This window comes from Enterococcus sp. DIV1083b (genome assembly GCF_051713705.1).
GTDB lineage: Bacteria > Bacillota > Bacilli > Lactobacillales > Enterococcaceae > Enterococcus_D > Enterococcus_D casseliflavus.
This window is the reverse complement of the sequence record NZ_JBIOQJ010000001.1, coordinates 476683-497282: the sequence shown is the minus strand read 5'-3', so window position 1 is coordinate 497282 and position 20600 is coordinate 476683. Positions and strand designations below refer to the sequence as shown.

The 20600-nt window shown below is 42.9% G+C and carries 19 protein-coding genes; 7 read left to right on the top strand and 12 right to left on the bottom strand.

Annotated features, from left to right (window positions below):
• The first annotated feature begins 92 nt into the window (after nt 1-92).
• Nucleotides 93-524: an Hsp20/alpha crystallin family protein gene (locus tag IGI69_RS02305; RefSeq protein ID WP_005227339.1), complete on the top strand. Its 432-nt coding sequence runs from the start codon at nt 93-95 to the stop codon at nt 522-524.
• Between the two features lie 131 nt (nt 525-655).
• Here IGI69_RS02305 and yajC read toward each other — a convergent pair whose 3' ends face one another.
• Both yajC and tgt read right to left on the bottom strand, forming a co-directional pair.
• Nucleotides 656-997: a preprotein translocase subunit YajC gene (yajC, locus tag IGI69_RS02300; protein WP_005232170.1), complete on the bottom strand. Its 342-nt coding sequence runs from the start codon at nt 995-997 to the stop codon at nt 656-658.
• 83 nt (nt 998-1080) lie between these two features.
• Entirely contained in the window at nt 1081-2226 is a 1146-nt protein-coding gene (gene tgt / locus IGI69_RS02295; protein WP_005227333.1) for a tRNA guanosine(34) transglycosylase Tgt, read from the bottom strand.
• A 198-nt stretch (nt 2227-2424) separates the two neighbouring features.
• On the opposite strand from tgt, the gene IGI69_RS02290 reads away from it, so the two are divergent.
• A complete protein-coding gene (locus IGI69_RS02290; RefSeq protein ID WP_413153825.1) occupies nt 2425-3132 on the top strand; it encodes a DUF975 family protein in 708 nt (235 codons plus the stop codon).
• 450 nt (nt 3133-3582) lie between these two features.
• Here the strand turns inward: IGI69_RS02290 and queA are convergent, their stop codons facing one another.
• Entirely contained in the window at nt 3583-4614 is a 1032-nt protein-coding gene (gene queA, locus IGI69_RS02285; protein WP_010748742.1) for a tRNA preQ1(34) S-adenosylmethionine ribosyltransferase-isomerase QueA, read from the bottom strand.
• Nucleotides 4615-4966: 352 nt separating this feature from the next.
• Between queA and IGI69_RS02280 the strand changes: the two genes are divergently transcribed.
• Genes IGI69_RS02280 through IGI69_RS02265 form a run of 4 tightly spaced genes read left to right on the top strand, consistent with a single transcriptional unit; the run spans nt 4967 to nt 8368 of the window.
• Nucleotides 4967-6142 carry a betaine/proline/choline family ABC transporter ATP-binding protein gene (locus IGI69_RS02280; RefSeq protein WP_005227327.1) on the top strand — a complete coding sequence of 392 codons (1176 nt, stop codon included), beginning with the start codon at nt 4967-4969 and terminating at the stop codon, nt 6140-6142.
• Between the two features lie 3 nt (nt 6143-6145).
• Nucleotides 6146-6781 (top strand): ABC transporter permease, encoded by a 636-nt coding sequence (locus tag IGI69_RS02275; RefSeq protein ID WP_016609633.1) that lies wholly within the window; start codon nt 6146-6148, stop codon nt 6779-6781.
• Nucleotides 6781-7701, top strand: a complete 921-nt coding sequence (locus IGI69_RS02270; RefSeq protein WP_005227318.1) for an osmoprotectant ABC transporter substrate-binding protein — start codon at nt 6781-6783, stop codon at nt 7699-7701. The genes IGI69_RS02275 and IGI69_RS02270 overlap by 1 nt, the downstream gene beginning before the upstream one ends.
• Nucleotides 7702-7705: 4 nt before the next feature.
• Complete coding sequence (locus tag IGI69_RS02265; RefSeq protein WP_005227316.1) at nt 7706-8368, top strand: ABC transporter permease; 663 nt, start codon at nt 7706-7708, stop codon at nt 8366-8368.
• A 131-nt stretch (nt 8369-8499) separates the two neighbouring features.
• On the opposite strand, the gene IGI69_RS02260 is transcribed toward IGI69_RS02265, so the two are convergent.
• From IGI69_RS02260 to IGI69_RS02220, 9 genes are all read right to left on the bottom strand, one after another.
• Nucleotides 8500-11331, bottom strand: coding sequence for an endo-beta-N-acetylglucosaminidase (locus IGI69_RS02260; protein ID WP_438739564.1), 2832 nt, complete (start codon nt 11329-11331; stop codon nt 8500-8502).
• 239 nt (nt 11332-11570) lie between these two features.
• Nucleotides 11571-11822 (bottom strand): DUF6171 family protein, encoded by a 252-nt coding sequence (locus IGI69_RS02255; protein ID WP_118215042.1) that lies wholly within the window; start codon nt 11820-11822, stop codon nt 11571-11573.
• A gap of 4 nt (nt 11823-11826) precedes the next feature.
• Complete coding sequence (locus IGI69_RS02250; protein WP_010748730.1) at nt 11827-13272, bottom strand: alpha-N-arabinofuranosidase; 1446 nt, start codon at nt 13270-13272, stop codon at nt 11827-11829.
• A gap of 10 nt (nt 13273-13282) precedes the next feature.
• A complete protein-coding gene (locus tag IGI69_RS02245; protein ID WP_010748729.1) occupies nt 13283-14905 on the bottom strand; it encodes a glycoside hydrolase family 43 protein in 1623 nt (540 codons plus the stop codon).
• 18 nt (nt 14906-14923) lie between these two features.
• Nucleotides 14924-15880, bottom strand: coding sequence for a glycoside hydrolase family 43 protein (locus tag IGI69_RS02240; protein WP_121260156.1), 957 nt, complete (start codon nt 15878-15880; stop codon nt 14924-14926).
• Nucleotides 15881-15895: 15 nt separating this feature from the next.
• The gene (locus IGI69_RS02235) at nt 15896-16312 is read right to left on the bottom strand and encodes a hypothetical protein (RefSeq protein ID WP_010748727.1); all 417 of its coding nucleotides are present in this window, start codon (nt 16310-16312) and stop codon (nt 15896-15898) included.
• An 8-nt stretch (nt 16313-16320) separates the two neighbouring features.
• Nucleotides 16321-17172, bottom strand: coding sequence for a carbohydrate ABC transporter permease (locus tag IGI69_RS02230; protein ID WP_005227285.1), 852 nt, complete (start codon nt 17170-17172; stop codon nt 16321-16323).
• Nucleotides 17173-17184: 12 nt separating this feature from the next.
• Nucleotides 17185-18075: a carbohydrate ABC transporter permease gene (locus tag IGI69_RS02225; protein ID WP_005227284.1), complete on the bottom strand. Its 891-nt coding sequence runs from the start codon at nt 18073-18075 to the stop codon at nt 17185-17187.
• A 46-nt stretch (nt 18076-18121) separates the two neighbouring features.
• Nucleotides 18122-19372 (bottom strand): extracellular solute-binding protein, encoded by a 1251-nt coding sequence (locus tag IGI69_RS02220; protein WP_005227283.1) that lies wholly within the window; start codon nt 19370-19372, stop codon nt 18122-18124.
• Nucleotides 19373-19687: 315 nt separating this feature from the next.
• Between IGI69_RS02220 and IGI69_RS02215 the strand changes: the two genes are divergently transcribed.
• Nucleotides 19688-20578 carry an ArsR/SmtB family transcription factor gene (locus tag IGI69_RS02215; RefSeq protein ID WP_005227282.1) on the top strand — a complete coding sequence of 297 codons (891 nt, stop codon included), beginning with the start codon at nt 19688-19690 and terminating at the stop codon, nt 20576-20578.
• The last annotated feature ends 22 nt before the right edge of the window (nt 20579-20600 follow it).

Sequence of the window (20600 nt, the reverse complement as noted above, 5' to 3'; positions counted from 1 at the left end):
TTTTTTTAAAGCGAGTAAATCACTTGAAATTCGCTAAAAAATGAATAAAATAAAAAGTGTAAAAACAAAAGAATAAAGAAAGGATGATTCTTATGACACATGAGATTGTGCCACGCCGCTCAGATTCATACAGTATGACACCTTTTGATTTCTTTGAAGATTTTGGCCGCAGTTTTTTTGATGGGTTTCCATCGAACCTGATCAAAACCGATATTCACGAGAATGACAAGGAATTTCTCGTTGAAGCAGAACTGCCTGGCATCCCTAAAGAAAATATTCAAGTAACCTATGAAAATGGGGTTTTAACGATTACGGGACAACACCAGACGGATCATGCGACCGAAGATGAAAAAGGACGTCTGGTTCGCAGCGAGCGCAGCTTGACAAGCGTTCGGCGGCAATACCTGTTAGAAAACGTCAAAGAGGATGAAATCAAAGCCTCTTACGCTGAAGGAATTTTGAAATTGACGTTGCCAAAAGACCAAGGCAAACAAGCGTCAAAGAAACTGATTCCGATCGAGTAACCAAGGTAATCAAAGCACCGCAGCAAAACGAGCGATCTCTGTTTTGCTGCGGTGTTTGTTTTATTTTAGAAACTGTCCGACTACTAAAAAAATGCACCATCGCTTCTGAGAAAGCGACGGTGCGTTTGTGCTTATTCTTTGGTTTCGTCTTGGATGCTCGTTGCGTCTTCGACATCAGCTGGTTCGATTTGTGTTTCAACGGATGCAACAGTTCCAGGTTTCACTGTGCGGATCGCTGAACGATCAAACTCTAAGAAAATTCCTTCACAGTCGATGATCACGGTGCTTTTTTCTGTGTTGACTTCAGAAAGAACGCCGTGGAGTCCGCCGATGGTTACGACTTCATCGCCAGCTTTCATATTTTCTAAAAGATTTTTACGCTCTTGCTGTTGTTTCTTTTGTGAACGACTCATAAAGAACCACATTGCCACTAAAGCAACCAGCATAAAGAGCATTGGTAAAGATTGTGCCATTTTTTTCACCTCGATTTATTTTCTTTCCTATAAGATACTTTATCAGAATTCCTCTATTATTCCCACCATTTTAGTAGAGAATGTTAGAAATTCCTCGCATTTTCCTTGTTGAACCCATACTCTTCAATAAAATGCTCACGGAACTCCAACAAGTTGTCATCCATGATGGCTTGACGGACATTTTTCATCAGATTCAATAAGAAGTAGACATTGTGGTAAGACGTCAAACGCATACCAAAGGTTTCATCACATTTGATCAAGTGGCGGATGTACGCACGAGAATAGTTTTTACATGTATAGCAATCACATTTCTCGTCAATTGGTCGAAAGTCACGGGCATATTGCGCATTTTTCACGACTAAACGACCTTTTGAAGTCATACAGGTACCGTTTCTTGCGATCCGTGTTGGTAAAACGCAGTCGAACATATCGACTCCGCGAATCACGCCATCGATCAAGGAGTCGGCTGCCCCAACGCCCATCAGGTAACGTGGTTTGTTTTCTGGAATCCAAGGGGTCGTAAATTCCAACACGCGATTCATTTCCGCTTTTGGTTCGCCAACTGACAGGCCGCCAATGGAATACCCTGGGAAGTCCATACTGATCAAGTCTTGGGCACTTTGCTTGCGCAAGTCTTCAAAGCCTGCACCTTGAATGATCCCAAACAAGCCTTGCCGATCTGGATTGGCATGGGCTTTCAAGCCACGCTCCGCCCAGCGAGACGTCCGTTCCACCGATTTTTTGACGTAGTCATAGCTTTCATCAAATGGCGGACACTCATCAAAACTCATCATGATATCTGACCCTAATTTGTTTTGGATATCGATCGCTTTTTCAGGAGATAAAAACATTTTCGATCCATTCAAATGGTTTTTGAAATGGACACCTTCTTCGACGATGTTACGCATTTCGGCTAATGAAAAGACTTGGAAACCACCAGAATCTGTTAAGATTGGTTGATCCCAATTCATAAATTTATGTAAGCCGCCTGCTTCTGCAACAATGTCTTCTCCTGGACGTAACCACAAGTGATAGGTATTGCTTAAAATGACACCTGCACCCATTTCTTTCAACTCTTCAGGGGCAAGGGTTTTGACCGTTGCTAATGTGCCGACTGGCATGAACATTGGCGTTGGAAAGGTTCCGTGAGGCGTGATCAGTTCGCCTAAACGGGCACCGGTATGCTTTTCTTTCTTTATCAGACGATAACGAATGGCTGGTTCCGTCATTCATTTCCCTACTTTCTCTCTATACTCGATTAACTGTGCAACGCTATCTATGATAAGGGTTGCCCTTACATTTTGCAAGGAAGTTTAAAGAAACTAAGAGTATTTTCTCCTAGTCATGCGAAACATCTATTACTTTTTTTTGAAGATTTAGCGAAAGTTTGCTATCATGTTATTTATATTGAAGGGAGGTTTTTTGAAATGAAATCAAATAGAGAACTAAAAGCAGAAGCAAAAGCAATGCTGCGAGGACGCTGGAAAGACAGTGTTTTGATGTGTATTGTACCGACTTTGATCTCGATCGCTATCGCATTCGTCATTATCGTCCTTACTGTTATTCCATTGTATCAAAGCGGTATGTTCAATGATCTTGGTTCTACCGATGCAGTCAATTCCGCTAGCGGCAGTGGTGGCAGTGGCGGCGGTTTGATCAGCGGTCTATTTTCTGCCCTATTCGGTGCTGGGATCTCTTGGACTTTCCTTGATCTTTTACGCGGTAAAAAACAGTCGATCCAACCCTTTTCTGATGTCTTTCGTGGCTTCAGTGGTGCTTTCGTGTTAGGGATCATCGTCATTTATATTTTGTCGACTATTTTCACGACGTTGTGGACGTTCCTGTTTATCATTCCTGGGATCATCAAAGCTTATTCTTATTCTCAAGCATATTTTGTCTTTTATGATACCTATGAAGAAACGGGCATGCGGCCAGATTTTCTCAGCTGCATCACAGGTAGCCGTCATTTAATGAGAGGCTACAAAGGGCAACTGTTCATCCTTGATCTGAGCTTCATCGGCTGGCACATTTTGGCCATCATGACTGCAGGAATCGGCTACTTATGGCTGACACCTTACATCAGTGCAACCAAAGCAGCGTTTTATGACAATCTGCCTAAACGAGCACTTGCTTAAAAGATCGGTTCGCCGGTCTTTTTTTTTGAGGAAAACGACCTTTTTCTTTTGCAAACGCTTCCTTTTCGTGTTATAGTATACGTGTAAGGAAGGTAGCAACTCTGTTGGTGGTTTTCGTAAATATCGCAAACTCAATCTACTAAAAGTTGTTGAACGTACAAGTTTCACCTAGTACCAAACGTGTAAAGTAACAAGAAGAAAAACGTAACAAGGATCGAACATTTCCATATCGAAAAATGATACGTCTCATTTTGTATCGGAATACACGAAACATGTGTAAGTTTGTAAATGAAAACAAATTTTCGAGAAACATTGCTTTGCATGGACCACAAAAAGCGACCACCACTTATACCTTCCTCTAGTAGTAAGCTGGGCGACAAAAAAGCAGTTCTAAAAGTTGAGAAATTGTTTCAACTTAAAGAGCCGCTTACGTCGCTCAGTTTTTTTTGTTTATTTTAAGAACATCGCATCGCCAAAGCTAAAGAAGCGATACCGCTCATCGATGGCATGTTGGTAGGCAGAAAGTGTTAGGTCGCGTCCTGCAAAGGCACTGACTAACATCACTAAGGTTGATTTTGGTAAATGGAAGTTGGTAGAAAAAGCTTCCACGATTTTAAACTGATAGCCTGGCGTGATAAAAATACTCGTCCACCCACTATCGGCTTTGATTTGCCCATCAAACTTAGTCCCAATGGTTTCTAGCGTACGGATCGAAGTCGTTCCGACTGCAACGATCTTGCCGCCATTTGCCCGAACCTCGTTCAATTGCGCGGCAGCTTCTTCTGTCAAACGGTAAAATTCGCTGTGCATCTCATGATCAGCGATATTATCGACACTCACTGGACGAAACGTTCCTAAACCAACGTGCAAAGTCAGATAAACCAGCTTGACACCTTTTGCTGCGATCTGCTCTAGCAATTCTGGGGTAAAATGCAAGCCGGCAGTTGGTGCAGCAGCCGAGCCGTTTTCTTTGGCATAAACCGTTTGATAGCGGTCTGGGTCTTCTAACCGTTCTTTGATGTAAGGCGGTAACGGCATTTCGCCAAGTGATTCCAGAATCTCTAAAAAGATCCCTTTGTATTGAAAACGAATGATCCGGCCGCCGTGATCGAGCTCTTCTTCCACCACTGCCTCTAATCGTCCGTCGCCAAAGGTGATCTTCGTGCCGACTTTGGCTCTTTTGGCTGGCTTGATCAAGGTTTCCCACGTATCCCCTTCAATATTATTCAGTAAAAGGATTTCTAAATGGGCACCTGTTTCTTGTTTTTCGCCATAGATACGAGCTGGTAATACCCGCGTATCATTCATCACCAAAGCATCCCCTGGTGCCAATTCATCAATGATGTTATAGAAGTGCTTGTCCTCAAATTTGCCAGTCTCACGGTCAACCACTAATAAACGGGAACTTGAGCGATCGCTTAATGGCGTTTGGGCGATCAGTTCTTCCGGTAATTCAAAATCAAAATCTTCAGTTGTAAGCATGTTGTTCCTCTCTTTCCCTAAATTCTTCTCTATTCTAGCATGTTTTTATAAAAATTGAAAAAACAGCTTTTTATTCTGCCCTTTCTTAGAAAAAAATAAAGAGACTGCTGCCAAGGCGTTCTGCAAAAAAGCCCCCTTTTTCCCAATGAAAAATAACGGGGGATCTTTGCCGTTTCTTTTCTCTATGCATCGCTCCTTAATTTGGACTTGCTTATGGCGCTATTTTTAGTTTTGTCTATACAATTATGAAAAAAATGGGCAGATTATTTGAATAACAAGGGACTTTTCGGCATACTTAGTACAGATTCTAAGCCATTATTCAGATTGCTTAAATAAAAATAGAGGTGACATCATGATTGAGTTTCAGCAGGTATCCAAAATTTACAAAGGTGGTAAAGTCGCTGTTGAAGATGTGAATCTTTCCTTTGAAAAAGGCGAATTCATTTGCTTCATCGGGACAAGTGGTAGCGGAAAGACGACTTGTATGCGGATGATCAACCGTATGACGGATCCTTCTAAAGGAAAAATCTTGATCAATGGAAAAAGCGTTACAGAGATCAACCCAGTGGAATTACGCCGTCAAATCGGCTATGTGATCCAAAGCATCGGTTTGATGCCACACATGACGATTCGGGAAAACATCACATTGGTTCAAAAATTGTTAAAAGTCAGCCAAGAAGAACGCAACAAAACTGCCGAGCGCATGATCGACTTGGTGGAATTGCCGCGAGAAATGCTCGACCGTTACCCCAACGAATTGTCTGGGGGACAACAGCAACGGATCGGTGTTGTCCGTGCCTTGGCAGCTGACCAAGATGTCATTTTAATGGATGAGCCTTTTGGCGCACTAGACCCAATCACTCGTGATTCCCTACAAGATTTGGTCAAAGACTTGCAAGAACGGCTTGGAAAAACCGTCGTCTTCGTTACCCATGATATGGATGAAGCATTGAAACTTGCTAGCCGCATCGTGATCATGAGTGAAGGAAAAGTCATTCAATTTGATACACCAGAAAATATTCTGCAACACCCAGCAACACCGTTTGTGGAAGAATTGATCGGTGAAGACCGCTTGTTGCAAGCAAAACCTGACACGACGCCAGTCAAAGACGTGATGTTGAATACCCCGATCGCTATCACACCAGAAAAATCCTTACAAGAAGCGATTCACTTGATGCGGGAAAAACGGGTCGATACCTTGCTGGTTACCGACAATAGCAACGTGCTAAAAGGCTACATCGATGTCGAATCCATCGACCGCAACCGTGGCAAAGTTACTAGTGTCGGCGATATCTTGAACAAAGATGTCTTTTTCGTTCGTGAAACCGCCTTGTTGCGGGATACCTTGCAACGCATTTTAAAACGCGGCTTAAAATATGTGCCGGTAGTAGATGCCGACAAACATTTAGTCGGGATTTTGACCCGTGCTTCCTTAGTTGATATCGTTTATGACGTGATTTGGGGCGATGAGCCATCGATCATGGAAGCCATTGAGTCGGCGAAACCTGAAGAAACTGAGGAGGTCTAGCGCATGCAAAGCTTCTTTAATGAATATGGCGGCCAATTGGTCACCAAAAGTCTCGAACATTTGTATATCTCCTTTGCGGCTTTGCTCTTAGGGATTCTTGTTGCTGTACCGATCGGTGTGATCTTGACCCGTTTCCCCAAAGCAGCAACGGTCGTGATCGGCATCACCAGTGCGTTGCAAACCGTGCCTTCTTTGGCGCTATTGGCATTGATGATCCCGATTTTAGGTGTCGGAAAAGTCCCTGCTATCGTCGCTCTTTTCATTTATTCCTTGTTGCCGATTTTGCGAAATACCTACATTGGAATGAAAAAAGTCGATTGGAATTACCGCGATGTTGCCAAAGGGATGGGGATGACCAACTTACAGTCGATCATCAGTGTGGAATTACCTCTAGCGATCCCGACGATCATGGCAGGGATCCGCTTATCGGCCGTGTATGTTTTAGCTTGGGCTACCTTGGCTTCTTACATTGGTGCCGGTGGGCTTGGTGATTTGATCTTTAGCGGACTAAACAATTACCAACCGCCTTTGATTTTTGCTGGAACGATTCCAGTGACGATCTTTGCTTTATTAGCTGACTGGTTATTGGGTTTGTTAGAAAACAAACTGACACCAGCTGCCTTAAGGGGGGATGCGTAATGAAAAAAACTTCAAAATTAGCGCTGTTGTTTTCCTTAAGTGTCGCTTTACTGTCCGGCTGTTCTTTTCCCGGTTTAGCCTCGACTTCTGATGAGAATACCGTGGCGATCACAGGTGGGATCACTTCCGAAGCCCAAATTCTTGGCGCAGTGGTTGCAGGTATGGTCGAACACTATACGGATAAAAACACAACCGTCATTAACAACTTAGCAACAACGACCATCAATCACCAAGCGATGATGAATGGCGATGCGTCGATCTCAGCTGCCCGCTACACAGGAACTGACTTGACCACGACGTTAGGGTTGGAACCAGAATCTGATCCGCAAGCCGCCTTTGACAAAGTCAAATCAGAATTTGAGCAACGGTACCAACAGACTTGGTTCCCTTCTTACGGCTTTGATAACACGTATGTCTTTCTTGTCAGAAAAGATACTGCCGAAGAATACGGATTGGAAAAAGTCAGTGACTTGAAAGATGTCGCAGATCAATTGGTTGCAGGGGTCGATACCGCGTGGATCACACGGGTCGGCGATGGGTACGATGGCTTCCAGAAAGCCTATGGATTCTCTTTCCAAAACATCCTACCGATGCAGATCGGTCTCGTCTATGATGCTGTTGATAACGGAAAAATGGATATCGTTTTAGGGTACTCAACCGACGGCCGGATCGGCAGTTACGATCTCGTGATGCTAGAAGACGATCTAAACTTCTTCCCGCCTTATGATGCCGCACCGATCGTCGATGACAAATTATTGAAAGAAACACCTGAAATCGGCGATGCCCTGAACAAATTAGCAGGCAAAATTGATACCGAAAAAATGCAAGAATTGAATTACCAAGTGGATAATGACCTTCTAGAACCAACGGTAGTTGCCGAACGTTTCTTAGAAGAAAATAATTACTTCGAAGGAGAGTGACGAAATGGCAGACATGAATTTATTCCAACAATTTCTTTTCTATTTTCAAGAAAATGGCGGCTATGTTTTTGCCCAGTTCATTCGTCACTTCTTGATTTCAATCTACGGGGTACTTTTTGCCTCGATCGTCGGGATTCCAATCGGGATCTTGATTTCTAAAAAAATGCGTTTGGCAGATTGGGTGATTCGTTTCGCCAATATCATCCAGACGATTCCATCTTTAGCGATGATCTCGATTTTAATGATCGGCATGGGCTTAGGTGTGAATGTCGTGATTTTAACGATTTTCCTTTATTCTTTGTTACCGATCATCAAAAATACCTATACCGGCATGCGCCAAGTCGACCGCAATACGTTAGATGTCGGCAAAGGGATGGGGATGACTAGCTGGCAGCGATTGTATATGATCGAATTGCCATTGTCTGTTTCGGTGATCATGGCAGGGATTCGAAACGCCTTAGTCGTGGCGATCGGTATCACCGCTATTGGCGCTTTCGTTGGTGCTGGTGGACTGGGGGACATCATCATCCGTGGAACCAATGCGACGGATGGTGCATCGATCATCTTAGCCGGTGCTTTACCAACTGCCTTGATGGCGATCATTACGGATCTTGGGTTAAGCTTTATTGAACGCCGCTTAGATCCAGCCAGCCGTACTTCACGCTAAACTTATTGGGAAAAAGCAAAAACCGTTGTGACCATTTATTGGTCGCAACGGCTTTTTTGGTTCGGTCATTTTTCAGGAAAGTATCGCTTCAGCCGCTTCCCTTCTTAGGGTTAACGCCCTGCTCTTTTTTGCTATTTATCCATTCCGTATACTTCGACTTCATAGATTCGGGCTGCTGAGTCTGCTCCTTGTGTTGGTTTATCGATACTGATTTTTACATATTGCACCTTCTTGACGGCAAACGTATTGGTGCTATTGCCCGCTTCATTTTTCAACGTTCGTGAAACTGGCTCATAGTCTTTGCCATCTTCACTGACGAGCACCGTATACGCCCGCGTATTCATGTCTGGGCCTTCTCCACCAGCTTCCGCATGGGCGAGGCGTACTTCACTGACCGTTTGTGGTCGACCGAGATCGATCATCAACTCATGAGGCGCATTGCCTGTCGCACACCACTTCGTACTCAAATCACCATCCAGGGCAAAAGCTGGTGCTTCGGCATCATTGACAAACGATGAAGCAGTTGCTTCGGTATCTTTTGAAAGCAGCAGCAACTCTTTTGGCGCATCAGCAGAAATCGTGATCAATCCCGCCATTTCCAGAGGGGTCTCTCCTGCTTCGTTTTTGGCAACAAGCGTGACTTTGTAGGTACCTGGTTCCGAATAGGTCACTTGGGGATTTTCTTCTGTACTGCTGGTGATATCGCCGCCTTCAAACGTCCATTCAAATGCTTCGGTATTCGCAGATGAGGTATTCGTGAAGGTGATCGTTTCCCCCGGTGCCGCTAAGGTTTTAGAGGCTGTAAAGGCTGCTTTTGGCAGCTGATTGTTCGGCCAAGTGATCTCCACCGTATCGGATAGCTTGCCGCGATTGCCATAGCGATCCACTGCCACCACCGCGAACTTGGTTTTCGTCCCTTTTGGTCGTTCAACGGCATTCAAATAGTGGTTGGTTGCTGGCGTAGCTGCTAAGAAAGAGCGTGAGCCGTCATCGTTCAATTGGTAGACCTCATAAACGGCAGCTGTCTTGTCCTTGGCAGCTTCCCACGTTAAACGGACACCCGCATAGTTGCCCTCTTCTTCATCAAAGAGCACATCCTCAACCGTCAATGCTTCGGCAGCGAATTTCTCCGCTTTCTGATCTCCGATCGTTAATTGCCCTAAATTCAATTCATAGACATCACTGGTTTCTTTCGTGGTTATGTCATAACCGATCGCTGTCACTTCCCCTTTGATGTCTTTCAATGAGTAAGTGATCGTCGTCCAGTCTGTTGCGACCTCTTTGTCTCCTTTGATCGTTTGTGTTGAACCATCAGCTAAAGTCACGACCAAATCAAGAGCTGTCGGTACCGTTGCTTTGACAGTCGTCGTCAGCTTCGTCTTTTTCGTCACAGGAAATGCTGTCTGATACAATGCCATGTGACTGGTACTGCCTTTTGTCATCTGTCCACGTAGTTTCAATGCATTTCCGCCATTATAGGCATCCGCATAATTGATTGATACAGCCAGATCATTGTCTTTTCCATGGTCAAAGACCCAACGATAGGTCGGCAAAACAGCTTGCAAGCTTCGGTTGTTCCAATTGCGGCTGGACACTTTTTCTCCCTCGATAAAATAGTTGTAGCCATTCCCCAGACTAAAATTCGTCACAAAAGGCAGCTCTGTGATAGCGGTCTGTTCCAGGGCATAGGTGGAGATCCCAGGCCACTCTGTCGCTTCTGGCAGCTGGCTTTCCCGAGGATCGCCTGTGTTATTGACCCAAAAAGCATTCTCTTTGCTTTGGAAATCATCCGGCGTACTAGCAGAAGAATAGGTCCAGCTTGGCACATACAGGCCTAATGAGGTATAAGGAATGCCTTTTTCATCCGTAAACAGATCCCAGCGTACAGGCGTTGAATAACCATTTTCTTGCACATCGATCCCAGCAAAAAGATCGTAAGGATCGACACCGATTTCACGGGCTTTTTCATTGGAGGCCTTCAACAGCTCTTTGTCCGCCAGTTTGTCAGTGGTCCACCAGAAATTCAAGAACATACTATCTGCCAATGGGTTCATCTCTGCATCCACCAAATAGGCTTTGTTCTTATCCGTCAAAGCGTTTTGCCAATCCATTTTCCCATCACTCGTCATGGAATCATACCACATGATCTCTAAATGCTCGTCGGCTTGTTCTTTGAATTGGGCGATCAGTTCTTGCATCGCTTTGGCGTGGCTTTCATTTAGTCCTTTACCATCAGCCCCCGATTGTTCGACACCTTCCGCTGCATCATCAAAACTAGTGACCGCCGTATCGGTTTCTTGATTGATGAACCAGCCATCAAAGCCATACGTATTGGCAACTTCGATCATTTTTTCTACGATCGGAAAGTTGCCGTCCTCATCCTTAGCTAAAAACGTATCTAGCCATTCCAACTTCCCACCATGGGCAGTTTGTGGAAAGAAGATCGTTCCTAAAACCGGCACGCCATTCCTATGAGCAGCATCTGTCACATCAGGACTTGGTGGTACGATGATCCCTTCGCCAGAAGAGCCGCCCCAATAAACCAATTGATCGATGTATTGCCAATAAGAAAAGACATTGGCATCAAAGGTATTGATCCCACGTGGTGCATTGCCGCTCGTACTGCTATTCATGATCGAAAGCGCCACGACTTTGGTTTCTGCCGTTTGCGTGTCATTCATCTTCGGCAACGTCTCTTTAGCTGCCCGCTGCGCTAATGGAACAACGCTGGTATTGTATTTCGCATCTGGATCTTTTTCAAAAGACCATGCCAACAAATCCTCTGGGAACCAATAAGACGACTCCGGTTGATTGTCCATCGCTTTTTCCAACGTACTTTTGGCTGTTTCTTGGTAAACGACTTTTCCAGTTGTCTTCGCCTCACTTTGGGTGCAGCCGCCGATTGCCGTTGCCGCTGCTAATACCAACAAAGATGCGCCAACTTTACTGATTTTCCTTGTCACACTTCTTCCTCCTTGTTTTACATAAATCCGCCAACATTCCTACACTAAAACGATAACGCTTTCAAAGATAGGAATATAGGAACAAATTAAAGAAATCATGCAACAAATCCAAGAAGGTTGAGTTTAGAAAAAAAAAGAGCCTCCTTTTTGGGAAGCTCTTTTGTGATTTTATTTCTTTTAGACGATAAAAAAACGTTTAGTTTCAGCATAGAATGCGCATCTGCCAGTATTATTAATCATCAAACTTGTTCCCACATTCCTGCAGGACAGTTTTTCTTAGCTAAATTTGCGCGAAACCGATAAAAGCAGCCGCATTTGGTACAGGTATGATTCAATCGCAATGGACAAGTCTCACAAACAGCGATTCTCCTACTGACGATCTCCGGCGAAGCCAAGTCGCTTTCTAAAGAAAGTTGTTCTGCAATCAAGGATTCAATGTCTTCCTGTGCTGCTGCAGCAGCATCTTTCACTTCGCATCCTTTACAAGTCATGGGATCAGACTGTCAATGAGATCGTTAGAACACTCATTGCTGGCACCCGCAAGCTGACTTTGTTCTCTTCAACATCGTAAGCGGTGAAGTCTTGGATCACCACATCTTCAGGATGATCAAAATCATTGTGTGCGTTCATTTTGTCCCCCACGATATAACGAGCTTCTTTCACTTCATTGATCGCTGTTTCCAGGGAGAAGGTTAATTCTTCCGTGCCTTGGGTAGCAAAATTACAAACCGATAGATGGATCGTATCCTCTTTTTTCGAAATCGTATACGTAATGGTATCACTGCTAGTTCCATGGCTATCAATGGTTTCAGCATCTTGATGGACTTTGTACAAATCAAAGACATGATAGCTTGGGGTTTTCACCATTTGTTCGCCATCTGTCAAAATCATCGCTTGCAGGACGTTGACGGTTTGTGCGATATTTGCCATATGCACTCGCTTGGCATGTTTATGGAAAATATTCAAGGTGATCGCTGCGACCATGGCATCACGAATCGTATTTTGTTGGTATAAGAAGCCTGGATTCGTCCCAGGTTCTGCTGAGAACCAAGTGCCCCATTCATCAACAATGATTCCCACACGCTGTTCTGGGTCATACTGGTCCATGATCGCGCTGTGGCGGGTCAATAATTCATCCATGTAGGCTGCTTTTTCACAGGTCACTTGCCACTCTGCCTCATCAAATTCCAAGGCGCTCCCTTTTTCTTCCCAGCCCTGCGGATGAACGTAGTAGTGCAAGCTTAGGCCGTCCATCAACCAATGGGCGTTTTTCATCAGCGTTTCTGTCCAATGATAGTCTGCGACATTCGCTCCGCCAGCAACTTTGTAGATTTTTTTGTCACCGTATTGGCGGACATAGGTTTGATAGCGGCGATACAGATCCGCATAGTACTCTGGCCGCATATTGCCGCCGCAGCCCCAGTTTTCGTTTCCTACACCAAAGAATTTCATTTCCCACGCATCTTCATGGCCATTTTCTCTGCGAAGATCAGCCATCGGAGAAATGCCATCCATCGTGATGTATTCCACCCATTCCGACATTTCTTGCACCGTTCCGCTGCCGACATTGCCGTTGACATACGCGTCACATTCCAGCTGCTTGATCAATTCAAAAAATTCATGGGTCCCGAAATGATTGTTTTCAGTCACGCCGCCCCAGTGAGTGTTGACCATCGTTTTGCGGTTTTCTTTAGGACCAATCCCGTCTTTCCAGTGGTATTCATCGGCGAAGCAGCCGCCAGGCCAACGCAGCACAGGGATTTGAATGTTTTTCAGTGCTTCAACCACATCGATCCGCATCCCATTTTTATTTGGGATCTGCGAATCTTCTCCAACGTATAATCCTTCATAGATACAACGGCCTAGATGCTCTGCAAAATGACCGTAGATATATTTGCTAATCGTTGTTCCTGATTTTGTGTTTTGAATATTAATCGTCATTGTTATACTCCTATTCTTTGATTCCCCAAATGGACTCATTATTATCGCCAATCGTTGAGAACGTTAATTTTTGCTGCTCAAACTCTGTTATTTCCTGAGTTAATAAAATTCCTTTGAAGGTCGCTTCTTCAAAAGTCAATGCCAAGTATCCCGCATCGTACGTCCAAGTTCCGGTCAGGTCACCAGTAACGCTTCCATCTTTTTGAAGCTCGATTGTCTGCGTTTTTAGCATGGTCGTTCCATTGTCGGTACCATGGTTAATGATTTCATAGCGCCCGATAATGTCATCTTCTGTCAAAGCATCCGCTACTTGTTCATTGCCTCGATACTCGTAGGGTGCTGGAACTGGCCAGCCTTCCTCATTCATATACATTCTGTTGACCCGCACTTCATGGGCTTCGGTTCCATTGTTAAAGCGCGTATGGTACACCAAGGACCACTGACCATTCTCATCGATGATCGCCGAATTGTGTCCCGCTGCTCGATACCCCATTTGTTGAAACGAGAATTGGTAGTTTCCAATCAATTTGATGCCGTAGTTTGAATTTTGGTCCCCTTGTTCTAAGATTGGGCTATTTCCTTGGGCATCAAGGTAAGGTCCTTCTGGTTTTTCAGCGCGAAACAGTCGCATATTGTAACCACCTTTTGCTGCTAAACCACCGTAAGTGACGAATAGGTAATAATAATCGGTTTCCTCATCATATACAATATAGGGACCTTCTCCTGATTGATGATAGCCGCCAAAAAGCTTGATCCCGAAATAGCGATCAATGATACGCCCATCTTCCGTCGTGCTATCTTCCCCAGGATACATTGGTTTTCCAGTGGCTGGATCAACTTCCAATAAAAAGATACCGCCAGACCAAGAACCATAGGTCATCCATAGTTTCCCTTCTTCATCATAAAACAACGCTGGATCAATGGCGTTTGGTGCATAATCGGTGTTATACGTCAGACCATCTTCGATCGCCCAGTTTTCACTGAACCCACTGATTTTCCCCTCTTTGATCAATTTGGCCAAATGGGTATTTTGATAGTTGGTATTGCGTTCACTACCATCTGTCGAATCTTTTTCTGTAAAGCCAGAATAGATCACGGTATCCGCATAGCTATAGGGTCCTTCGATCGTTTTAGCTACGGCCAATCCAATCGCTGAACGCCGCCAAGTAGAACTAGCTGAGTAGTAGAGCATGTAGGCTCCTTTGTCTCCATTTGACCATTCATAATCAGCATTCCAAATGACATCTGGTGCCCAAAGGCTGTAACCACCTTGTGAATCGGCATCATCATAGCCTGCCCATTCAAAAGTCTCAGCTAGATTTTCTTTTGTGTTACCATAGATCATATTGTCTTCCATTGATTCATATTCGTGAGTGAAAGGCACTTCCCAAGTTTGTAAATCTTCTGTTTTCGCTTGGGCGAGATGCGAACCAAATACGTAAAACAGCTCTTGGTCACCAACATGAATAGAAGTAATCGATGGGTCATGAATCGACACTCGATTTTTTGTCGTTGTTTCCCACTCCTTTTGTGAAAGTTGCTCAGCAGCATCTCCTGTTTGACAGCCAGCAAGAAATAAACTAGTAAAAAAAACGGACATGGTTAAACAGAGCATTTTTCTTTTTGTATTCATTTTTTCCCTCTCTTTTATCTATCCTTTGACTACACCGGGTTCGCCAAAATCAGGTAATCCATTTTTTTTCCAAGTAAACGGTTGGACATACGCATGTCGATTGGGATTTTCTAAAGGATTACTGTAATCATTTTTTTCTGGTCTTGCATGATACACTAAGATCTCTTGTTCCCCCTCCTCATCGACTGTAAAGGAGTTATGTCCTGGTCCGTATAGGGAATTTTGTTCAGAACTTGAAAAGACTGGTTCCTTCAACTTATGCCAAGAATACCCATTCAATAAATCACTATCCTCATCTGCCCACAACAGTCCCATCGCGTAGTTTTCATCCGTCGCACTGGCTGAATAAGTAATGATCACTTTTCCATTTCTAATCAAAGCAGCTGGTGCCTCGTTCACTTTGAAGCCAATTTTTTCCCATTCATAATAAGGAATGCTCAGCAGAATCTGCTTTCCTTTCAATGTCCAAGGATTTTCCATCTCTGATAAATAAAGATTGGAATTGCCTGGAATGTTTGGATCTGCTTGTGCCCAGACATAATACAATCGGTTCCTGTGTTCAAATACCGTAGCATCTAAACTGAAACTCTCAAATTGCGTCTTGATCTGTCCTTTTTCTACCCACTCGCCTGCAAAGGGATCTTCATTCGCATTTTCGATCGCAAACATCCGATGATGATGCTGATCATTTCTGACTTCTCCATGATCTGCAGCAGCAAAATAGATGTACCATTTTCCTTGAATAAAATGAATCTCTGGTGCCCAAATCAGTTCACTCATGGGGCCTTCGGCATGAGCCGTCCAGATGACTTTTACTTCACCGTCAGCCAGTCCTTTCAAGGTTTTTGCGCGTCTTAATTCGATTTCCTGATACCCTGGTTTTGATCCAGTGAAGTAATAATATCCATCGGTATGCTTGTATATCCATGGGTCTGCTCGTTCTAATACAATCGGTTCCAAATAATTTTCTGCCATAAATTCTACACCTTCTTAAATAATTCCGTTTTCCGTTTTTAGTATTTTTATTGCTTTGTTTTTAGACATATACATCGTCGTAGCTAGTAAATAGAGGACAACACCGATCACATCATAGATGATCAAATGGATGATGACACAGGCGATCATCCAACGTATCGTTCCTTTGTTTATTTGTTTGTCTCGCATATTCTTCGCGTTGATCCAACTGATAACGCCCATCAAAATCGTCGCTAACGCAACGATCATAACTACCTTCGATATCATTCCTACCAGACTTGACTGCAAGTATTCATACTGATTTTGATTTTGAAATGCTGCGATCCCTTGTTCTTCAAACCAAGGATAATACCCAAACATCGTTACAAGACCAATACAGACATCCCAGACCGCACTGGCACGTAGTAAATTTCTTTCCAATTTTCGATTCATGATCTTCACTATCCTTTTATTCCTGCATTTAAGTTCATAGATTCAATGAAGTATTTTTGAGCAAATAGAAACAGCATGACGGTGGGAATGATCGCAATCAATGCCGAGCCCATCAATTGACCAATCATTCGGTAGTTGCCATAAATGTCTTGTAGTAATAGCAAACCGGCTGTGATCGGCATTTTACTAACATCCGTATACACGATCACTGGCCACAAGAAATCATTCCATGAACCTGTGAAAGAAAAGAGGCCTGCAACGATCAACACAGGTTTGATCAAAGGAACGATGATCTCTGCAAAAATTGTAAATTCATCTGCACCATCCATTCGTGCTGACTCGTCAAATTCAAGCGGGATACCTTTCATAAACTGTCGCACAAGAAAGATATTTCCCATTCCTGCTAAGCCTGGAATGATCATGGCAAGAGAAGAGTTGACCCAGCCGAAGGTTTCAATGATTTTGTAAGACGGGATCAAATTCACTACACCGGGAAACATCGAGATCCCCATCAAAAGATAAAAGATACGATCACGGTATTTAAACCGCATTCTGCCATAGCCATAAGCGGTCACTGAAACAACGATCACAACTAAAACAGTGTGCGTGACTGCGATAAACATTGAATTCCATAACCACTGCATAATTGGTGCAGTAGACGTATTAGTCAAAATCGCTACATAGTTATCTAATATCCAGTTTACGGGTAATAAACGAAACCCAGTGGAGACGATTTCGGTTTGAGAACGAAAAGAAGTGGCGAAGCTAAAAATCAATGGAATAACCCAGATGATACATAAAACGATCAGAAACAAATATGCGATGACCATACTAGGTATATGTTTCTTTTGTGTATTCATTTTTTTGCCCCCTTAAGTATTGCTTCTATCTAAAAGAAAATATTGAAATACGGACACACACATAATGATCAATCCTAAGATGACTGCCATTGCCGAAGCCATTCCTGCAATTGATTCTCCTTGACTAAAAGCCAGTGAGCGGATATACATCATCAATACAGTCGTGCTTTGGTTTGGACCTCCACCTGTCATCATCAAAGGCTGTGCAAAGACATTAAATGCTCCAGCAGTTGTCATCACGATCGTATATAATAGTGGAAAGCGAATAGATGGCAAGGTCACATTCAAGAATTTTTGGAATGCTCCCGCTCCGTCGATCTCTGCCGCTTCATAAAGGTCTTCATTGACACCCGCTAAAGCTGAGCGATAAATGATCATGTTACCACCGATCGCTCCCCAAATGCTGACAACAAAAATTAAGATCCAAGCATAGGGTTGTCGCGAAGCCCAAGAGAAATCGAACCCAAAAATATTATTGACGGCACCTAATCGAGAGTGGAAAATCAATGACCAAATCAAAGAACCTGCTGAAACAGAGATAAGACCTGGAATATATAGAATTGCTTGAAAAAGTCCTTTCAGCTTCACTTTTTTATGTTGCAATGCAGCTGCAATCATCAGTGGAATGATGATTTGTAACGGCACCATGATCAAAACGAAAATAAAGGTATTTTTCAAACCATTCCAAAATTGGGTATAAAACGTCGAGGAACTATCAAACAATAATGTTTTATAGTTGTTAAAACCGACCCAGACTGGATCAGAGATCAAATTCCATTGCGTAAATGAAGCATAAATACCATAGATCGTTGGAATACATACAAAAATAATAAAGAGTACCATGTGTGGTCCAATGAATGCGATCGATGCCCAGTTAATGCTCTTTTTTTTCATTCCTTTCATTCCCTTCTAAAAATTGGAAAAGGGGATAGAATTATCCCCCCTTCACTTATCTAGCTACTTCTGCAATCTTATCTTCGACATATTGTTGCATCGTTTCTAATCCTTCATCCATATCTAATTCACCGTAAGCGATATCTGTACTATAAACATCTAATGCTTCTAAGACATAAGAGAAATAAACGTAGTCAAAGATGTAAAGTGTTTCTTCTTCCTCTGGTGTAGAAGTAAAGAATGATTGTGGGTATTGTTGGTAATCATCACTTTCTAAAATATCTTTACTTGCAACGATTTGACCGGCTTTTGCCCATTCGATCGAGTTTGTACGAACGAATTCTAAAAATTGTGCGATTACTTCTTCTTTTTCTTCTGTTCTGCTTTCACTCTTCAACATGCCAAACATATGAGAAGCTGCTCGGTTGGTTGCGATGTCATCTGAAGTCGAATAAATATTTGTTACGCCCCAATTCAAGCCCTCAACCGCATCATGAGCGGTAGAAGTCCAAGTACCATCTGTTGATAAGAGTACGTTTCCGCCTTGGAACATCAAATACCCATCTTCTCCATAAGGTGTCATCAGGCCTGCATCTGTTAACGCTTTAATTCTTTCTAACGCTTCTTTCATTTCTGGCGTATTCACCGTCGGGTTCCCAGCATCGTCTGAAATCGCGCCGCCTAAGTTACGGATTTGCGCTAAGATAACCCAAGAAAGTAACGCATTATTTACGACATAATCGCCTTCTTCCATCTGCCCTGCTAATGACATCATTTCATCAAACGTCACGATGTTATCGTCTAACCAAGAAGTGACATTGTATTTTTCTAAAAGATCTTGATTGTAATACATGGCACTGGCATGGATATCTAATGGGATCGTATATTGAGTATCGCCGATTTTCCCTGCATTCCACGCCGTATCTAAATAATTGCTTTCTTCTAACTCAGGTTGATAAGAAACCAGACGATCAACCGGATCAATAATATCGGAATTGACAAATTCCTCTACTTTATAAGAATGCATCAAAGTCAAATCTGGAATCCCACTTTTAGAACTTACAACCGTACTTAATTTAGTGTACATATCAGACGTGATCACATGATTGATTGTATAATCGGAACCTGATTGTTCATTGAATTCATTTACGATCTGATCCATATAAGCGCCATCATCACCAGTAAGGGGTGACCAAAAATTAATCGTGTATTTTTCTTTTTCCGCTGCCTGATAACGATTAAAACCAATAAGGGCAACTGCAACGACTGCAACTAAAGCACCAATAATAATAAGTTTCTTCTTCATGTTTTTCCCTCTTTCATAGAAATTGAATTTTGGTCTTTGAAGCCGAACACGCCTATCCTCCTTCTCTTATTTGCTATCCCAGCATTTATAATTGCATTATTCATTTCTAGCGTTTGCAAACACTTTCAATTTACAAATAAATCATAACTTGATTTGTAATCGCTGTCAACAATATTTTGATTAATTTATTTAGGATAATATCTATATTAATTAATAAATATATTAATAACTAGCGAAATAAACAACGCTATTTACACAAATTAGCAAATATGTTAACATTCAAGTAAATCAAACAGTTTAAGCGGAGGTGACACGATGCAATTAGAAATCAATCAAGAAGCATTGCCTGTCTATGAGGCACTTGCCAGTAACGTGCGAATCAAAATCATTCAATTGCTGGCTAAAAACAAGATGAATGTCAAAGAGTTGGCACAGGAGTTGGGCTTAAGCAGCGCCATCATTACGATGCACATCAAAAAATTAGAAGAAGCCAAAATCATCAAAACAGAGCGTGTGGGGCAAAAAAAGATTTCCAGTTTGAGAGTGGATCATATCGATATCAACTTTCCTGAGAAAATCTTTAATGCCTTTGATACGAAAGAAACGGCGATACCGATCGGTCATTATACAAATTATTCGGTAGAACCAACGTGCGGGCTTGCTACTTCAGCTGATTTTGTGGGAATGGTGGATGAACCGAAGTTTTTCATGGATCCTCGACGAATGGATGCCCGCATCTTGTGGTTTACGAAAGGATTTGTTGAATACCAATCGCCAAACTTCTTAGCAAGAGAAGAAAAACTGGAAATGATGGAGATTTCAATGGAAGTTTCGTCTGAATTTCCTTTTTCCAATAACAACTGGCCGTCAGACATCACCTTCAGCTTAAATGGTGTGGAGCTTGGTACATGGACTAGCCCAGGGGATTTTGCAGATATTCGCGGCAAGTATACACCGGATTGGTATCCAGACAATCTCAATCAGTACGGGTTATTGAAGACGATCCGCATCATGGATCACGGAACTTACATGGAAGGTGTTCCTCTTTCCGACATTACGATCAAGGATATACCTGCCTACGAAGATACGTGGCACTTAAAAGTGGAAGTCAAAGAAGATGCCGAGCATGTCGGTGGTTGTACCCTCTTTGGCAAAGGGTTTGGGAATTACGATCAGGATATCAAACTGAAAATGTTTTATAGCTAAAAAAAAACGCTAGTCTTAGCGG

Excerpts from the sequence above, each read along its gene's own strand:
- IGI69_RS02280 (WP_005227327.1), top strand. The coding sequence starts at position 4,967 with ATGATTGAGTTTCAGCAGGTATCCAAAATTTACAAAGGTGGTAAAGTC.
- IGI69_RS02265 (WP_005227316.1), top strand. The coding sequence starts at position 7,706 with ATGGCAGACATGAATTTATTCCAACAATTTCTTTTCTATTTTCAAGAA.
- IGI69_RS02220 (WP_005227283.1), bottom strand. The coding sequence starts at position 19,372 with ATGAAGAAGAAACTTATTATTATTGGTGCTTTAGTTGCAGTCGTTGCA.
- tgt (WP_005227333.1), bottom strand. The coding sequence starts at position 2,226 with ATGACGGAACCAGCCATTCGTTATCGTCTGATAAAGAAAGAAAAGCAT.
- IGI69_RS02255 (WP_118215042.1), bottom strand. The coding sequence starts at position 11,822 with ATGACTTGTAAAGGATGCGAAGTGAAAGATGCTGCTGCAGCAGCACAG.
- IGI69_RS02250 (WP_010748730.1), bottom strand. The coding sequence starts at position 13,272 with ATGACGATTAATATTCAAAACACAAAATCAGGAACAACGATTAGCAAA.
- yajC (WP_005232170.1), bottom strand. The coding sequence starts at position 997 with ATGGCACAATCTTTACCAATGCTCTTTATGCTGGTTGCTTTAGTGGCA.
- IGI69_RS02225 (WP_005227284.1), bottom strand. The coding sequence starts at position 18,075 with ATGAAAGGAATGAAAAAAAAGAGCATTAACTGGGCATCGATCGCATTC.
- IGI69_RS02215 (WP_005227282.1), top strand. The coding sequence starts at position 19,688 with ATGCAATTAGAAATCAATCAAGAAGCATTGCCTGTCTATGAGGCACTT.
- queA (WP_010748742.1), bottom strand. The coding sequence starts at position 4,614 with ATGCTTACAACTGAAGATTTTGATTTTGAATTACCGGAAGAACTGATC.
- IGI69_RS02305 (WP_005227339.1), top strand. The coding sequence starts at position 93 with ATGACACATGAGATTGTGCCACGCCGCTCAGATTCATACAGTATGACA.
- IGI69_RS02230 (WP_005227285.1), bottom strand. The coding sequence starts at position 17,172 with ATGAATACACAAAAGAAACATATACCTAGTATGGTCATCGCATATTTG.
- IGI69_RS02290 (WP_413153825.1), top strand. The coding sequence starts at position 2,425 with ATGAAATCAAATAGAGAACTAAAAGCAGAAGCAAAAGCAATGCTGCGA.
- IGI69_RS02270 (WP_005227318.1), top strand. The coding sequence starts at position 6,781 with ATGAAAAAAACTTCAAAATTAGCGCTGTTGTTTTCCTTAAGTGTCGCT.
- IGI69_RS02245 (WP_010748729.1), bottom strand. The coding sequence starts at position 14,905 with ATGAATACAAAAAGAAAAATGCTCTGTTTAACCATGTCCGTTTTTTTT.
- IGI69_RS02240 (WP_121260156.1), bottom strand. The coding sequence starts at position 15,880 with ATGGCAGAAAATTATTTGGAACCGATTGTATTAGAACGAGCAGACCCA.
- IGI69_RS02275 (WP_016609633.1), top strand. The coding sequence starts at position 6,146 with ATGCAAAGCTTCTTTAATGAATATGGCGGCCAATTGGTCACCAAAAGT.
- IGI69_RS02235 (WP_010748727.1), bottom strand. The coding sequence starts at position 16,312 with ATGAATCGAAAATTGGAAAGAAATTTACTACGTGCCAGTGCGGTCTGG.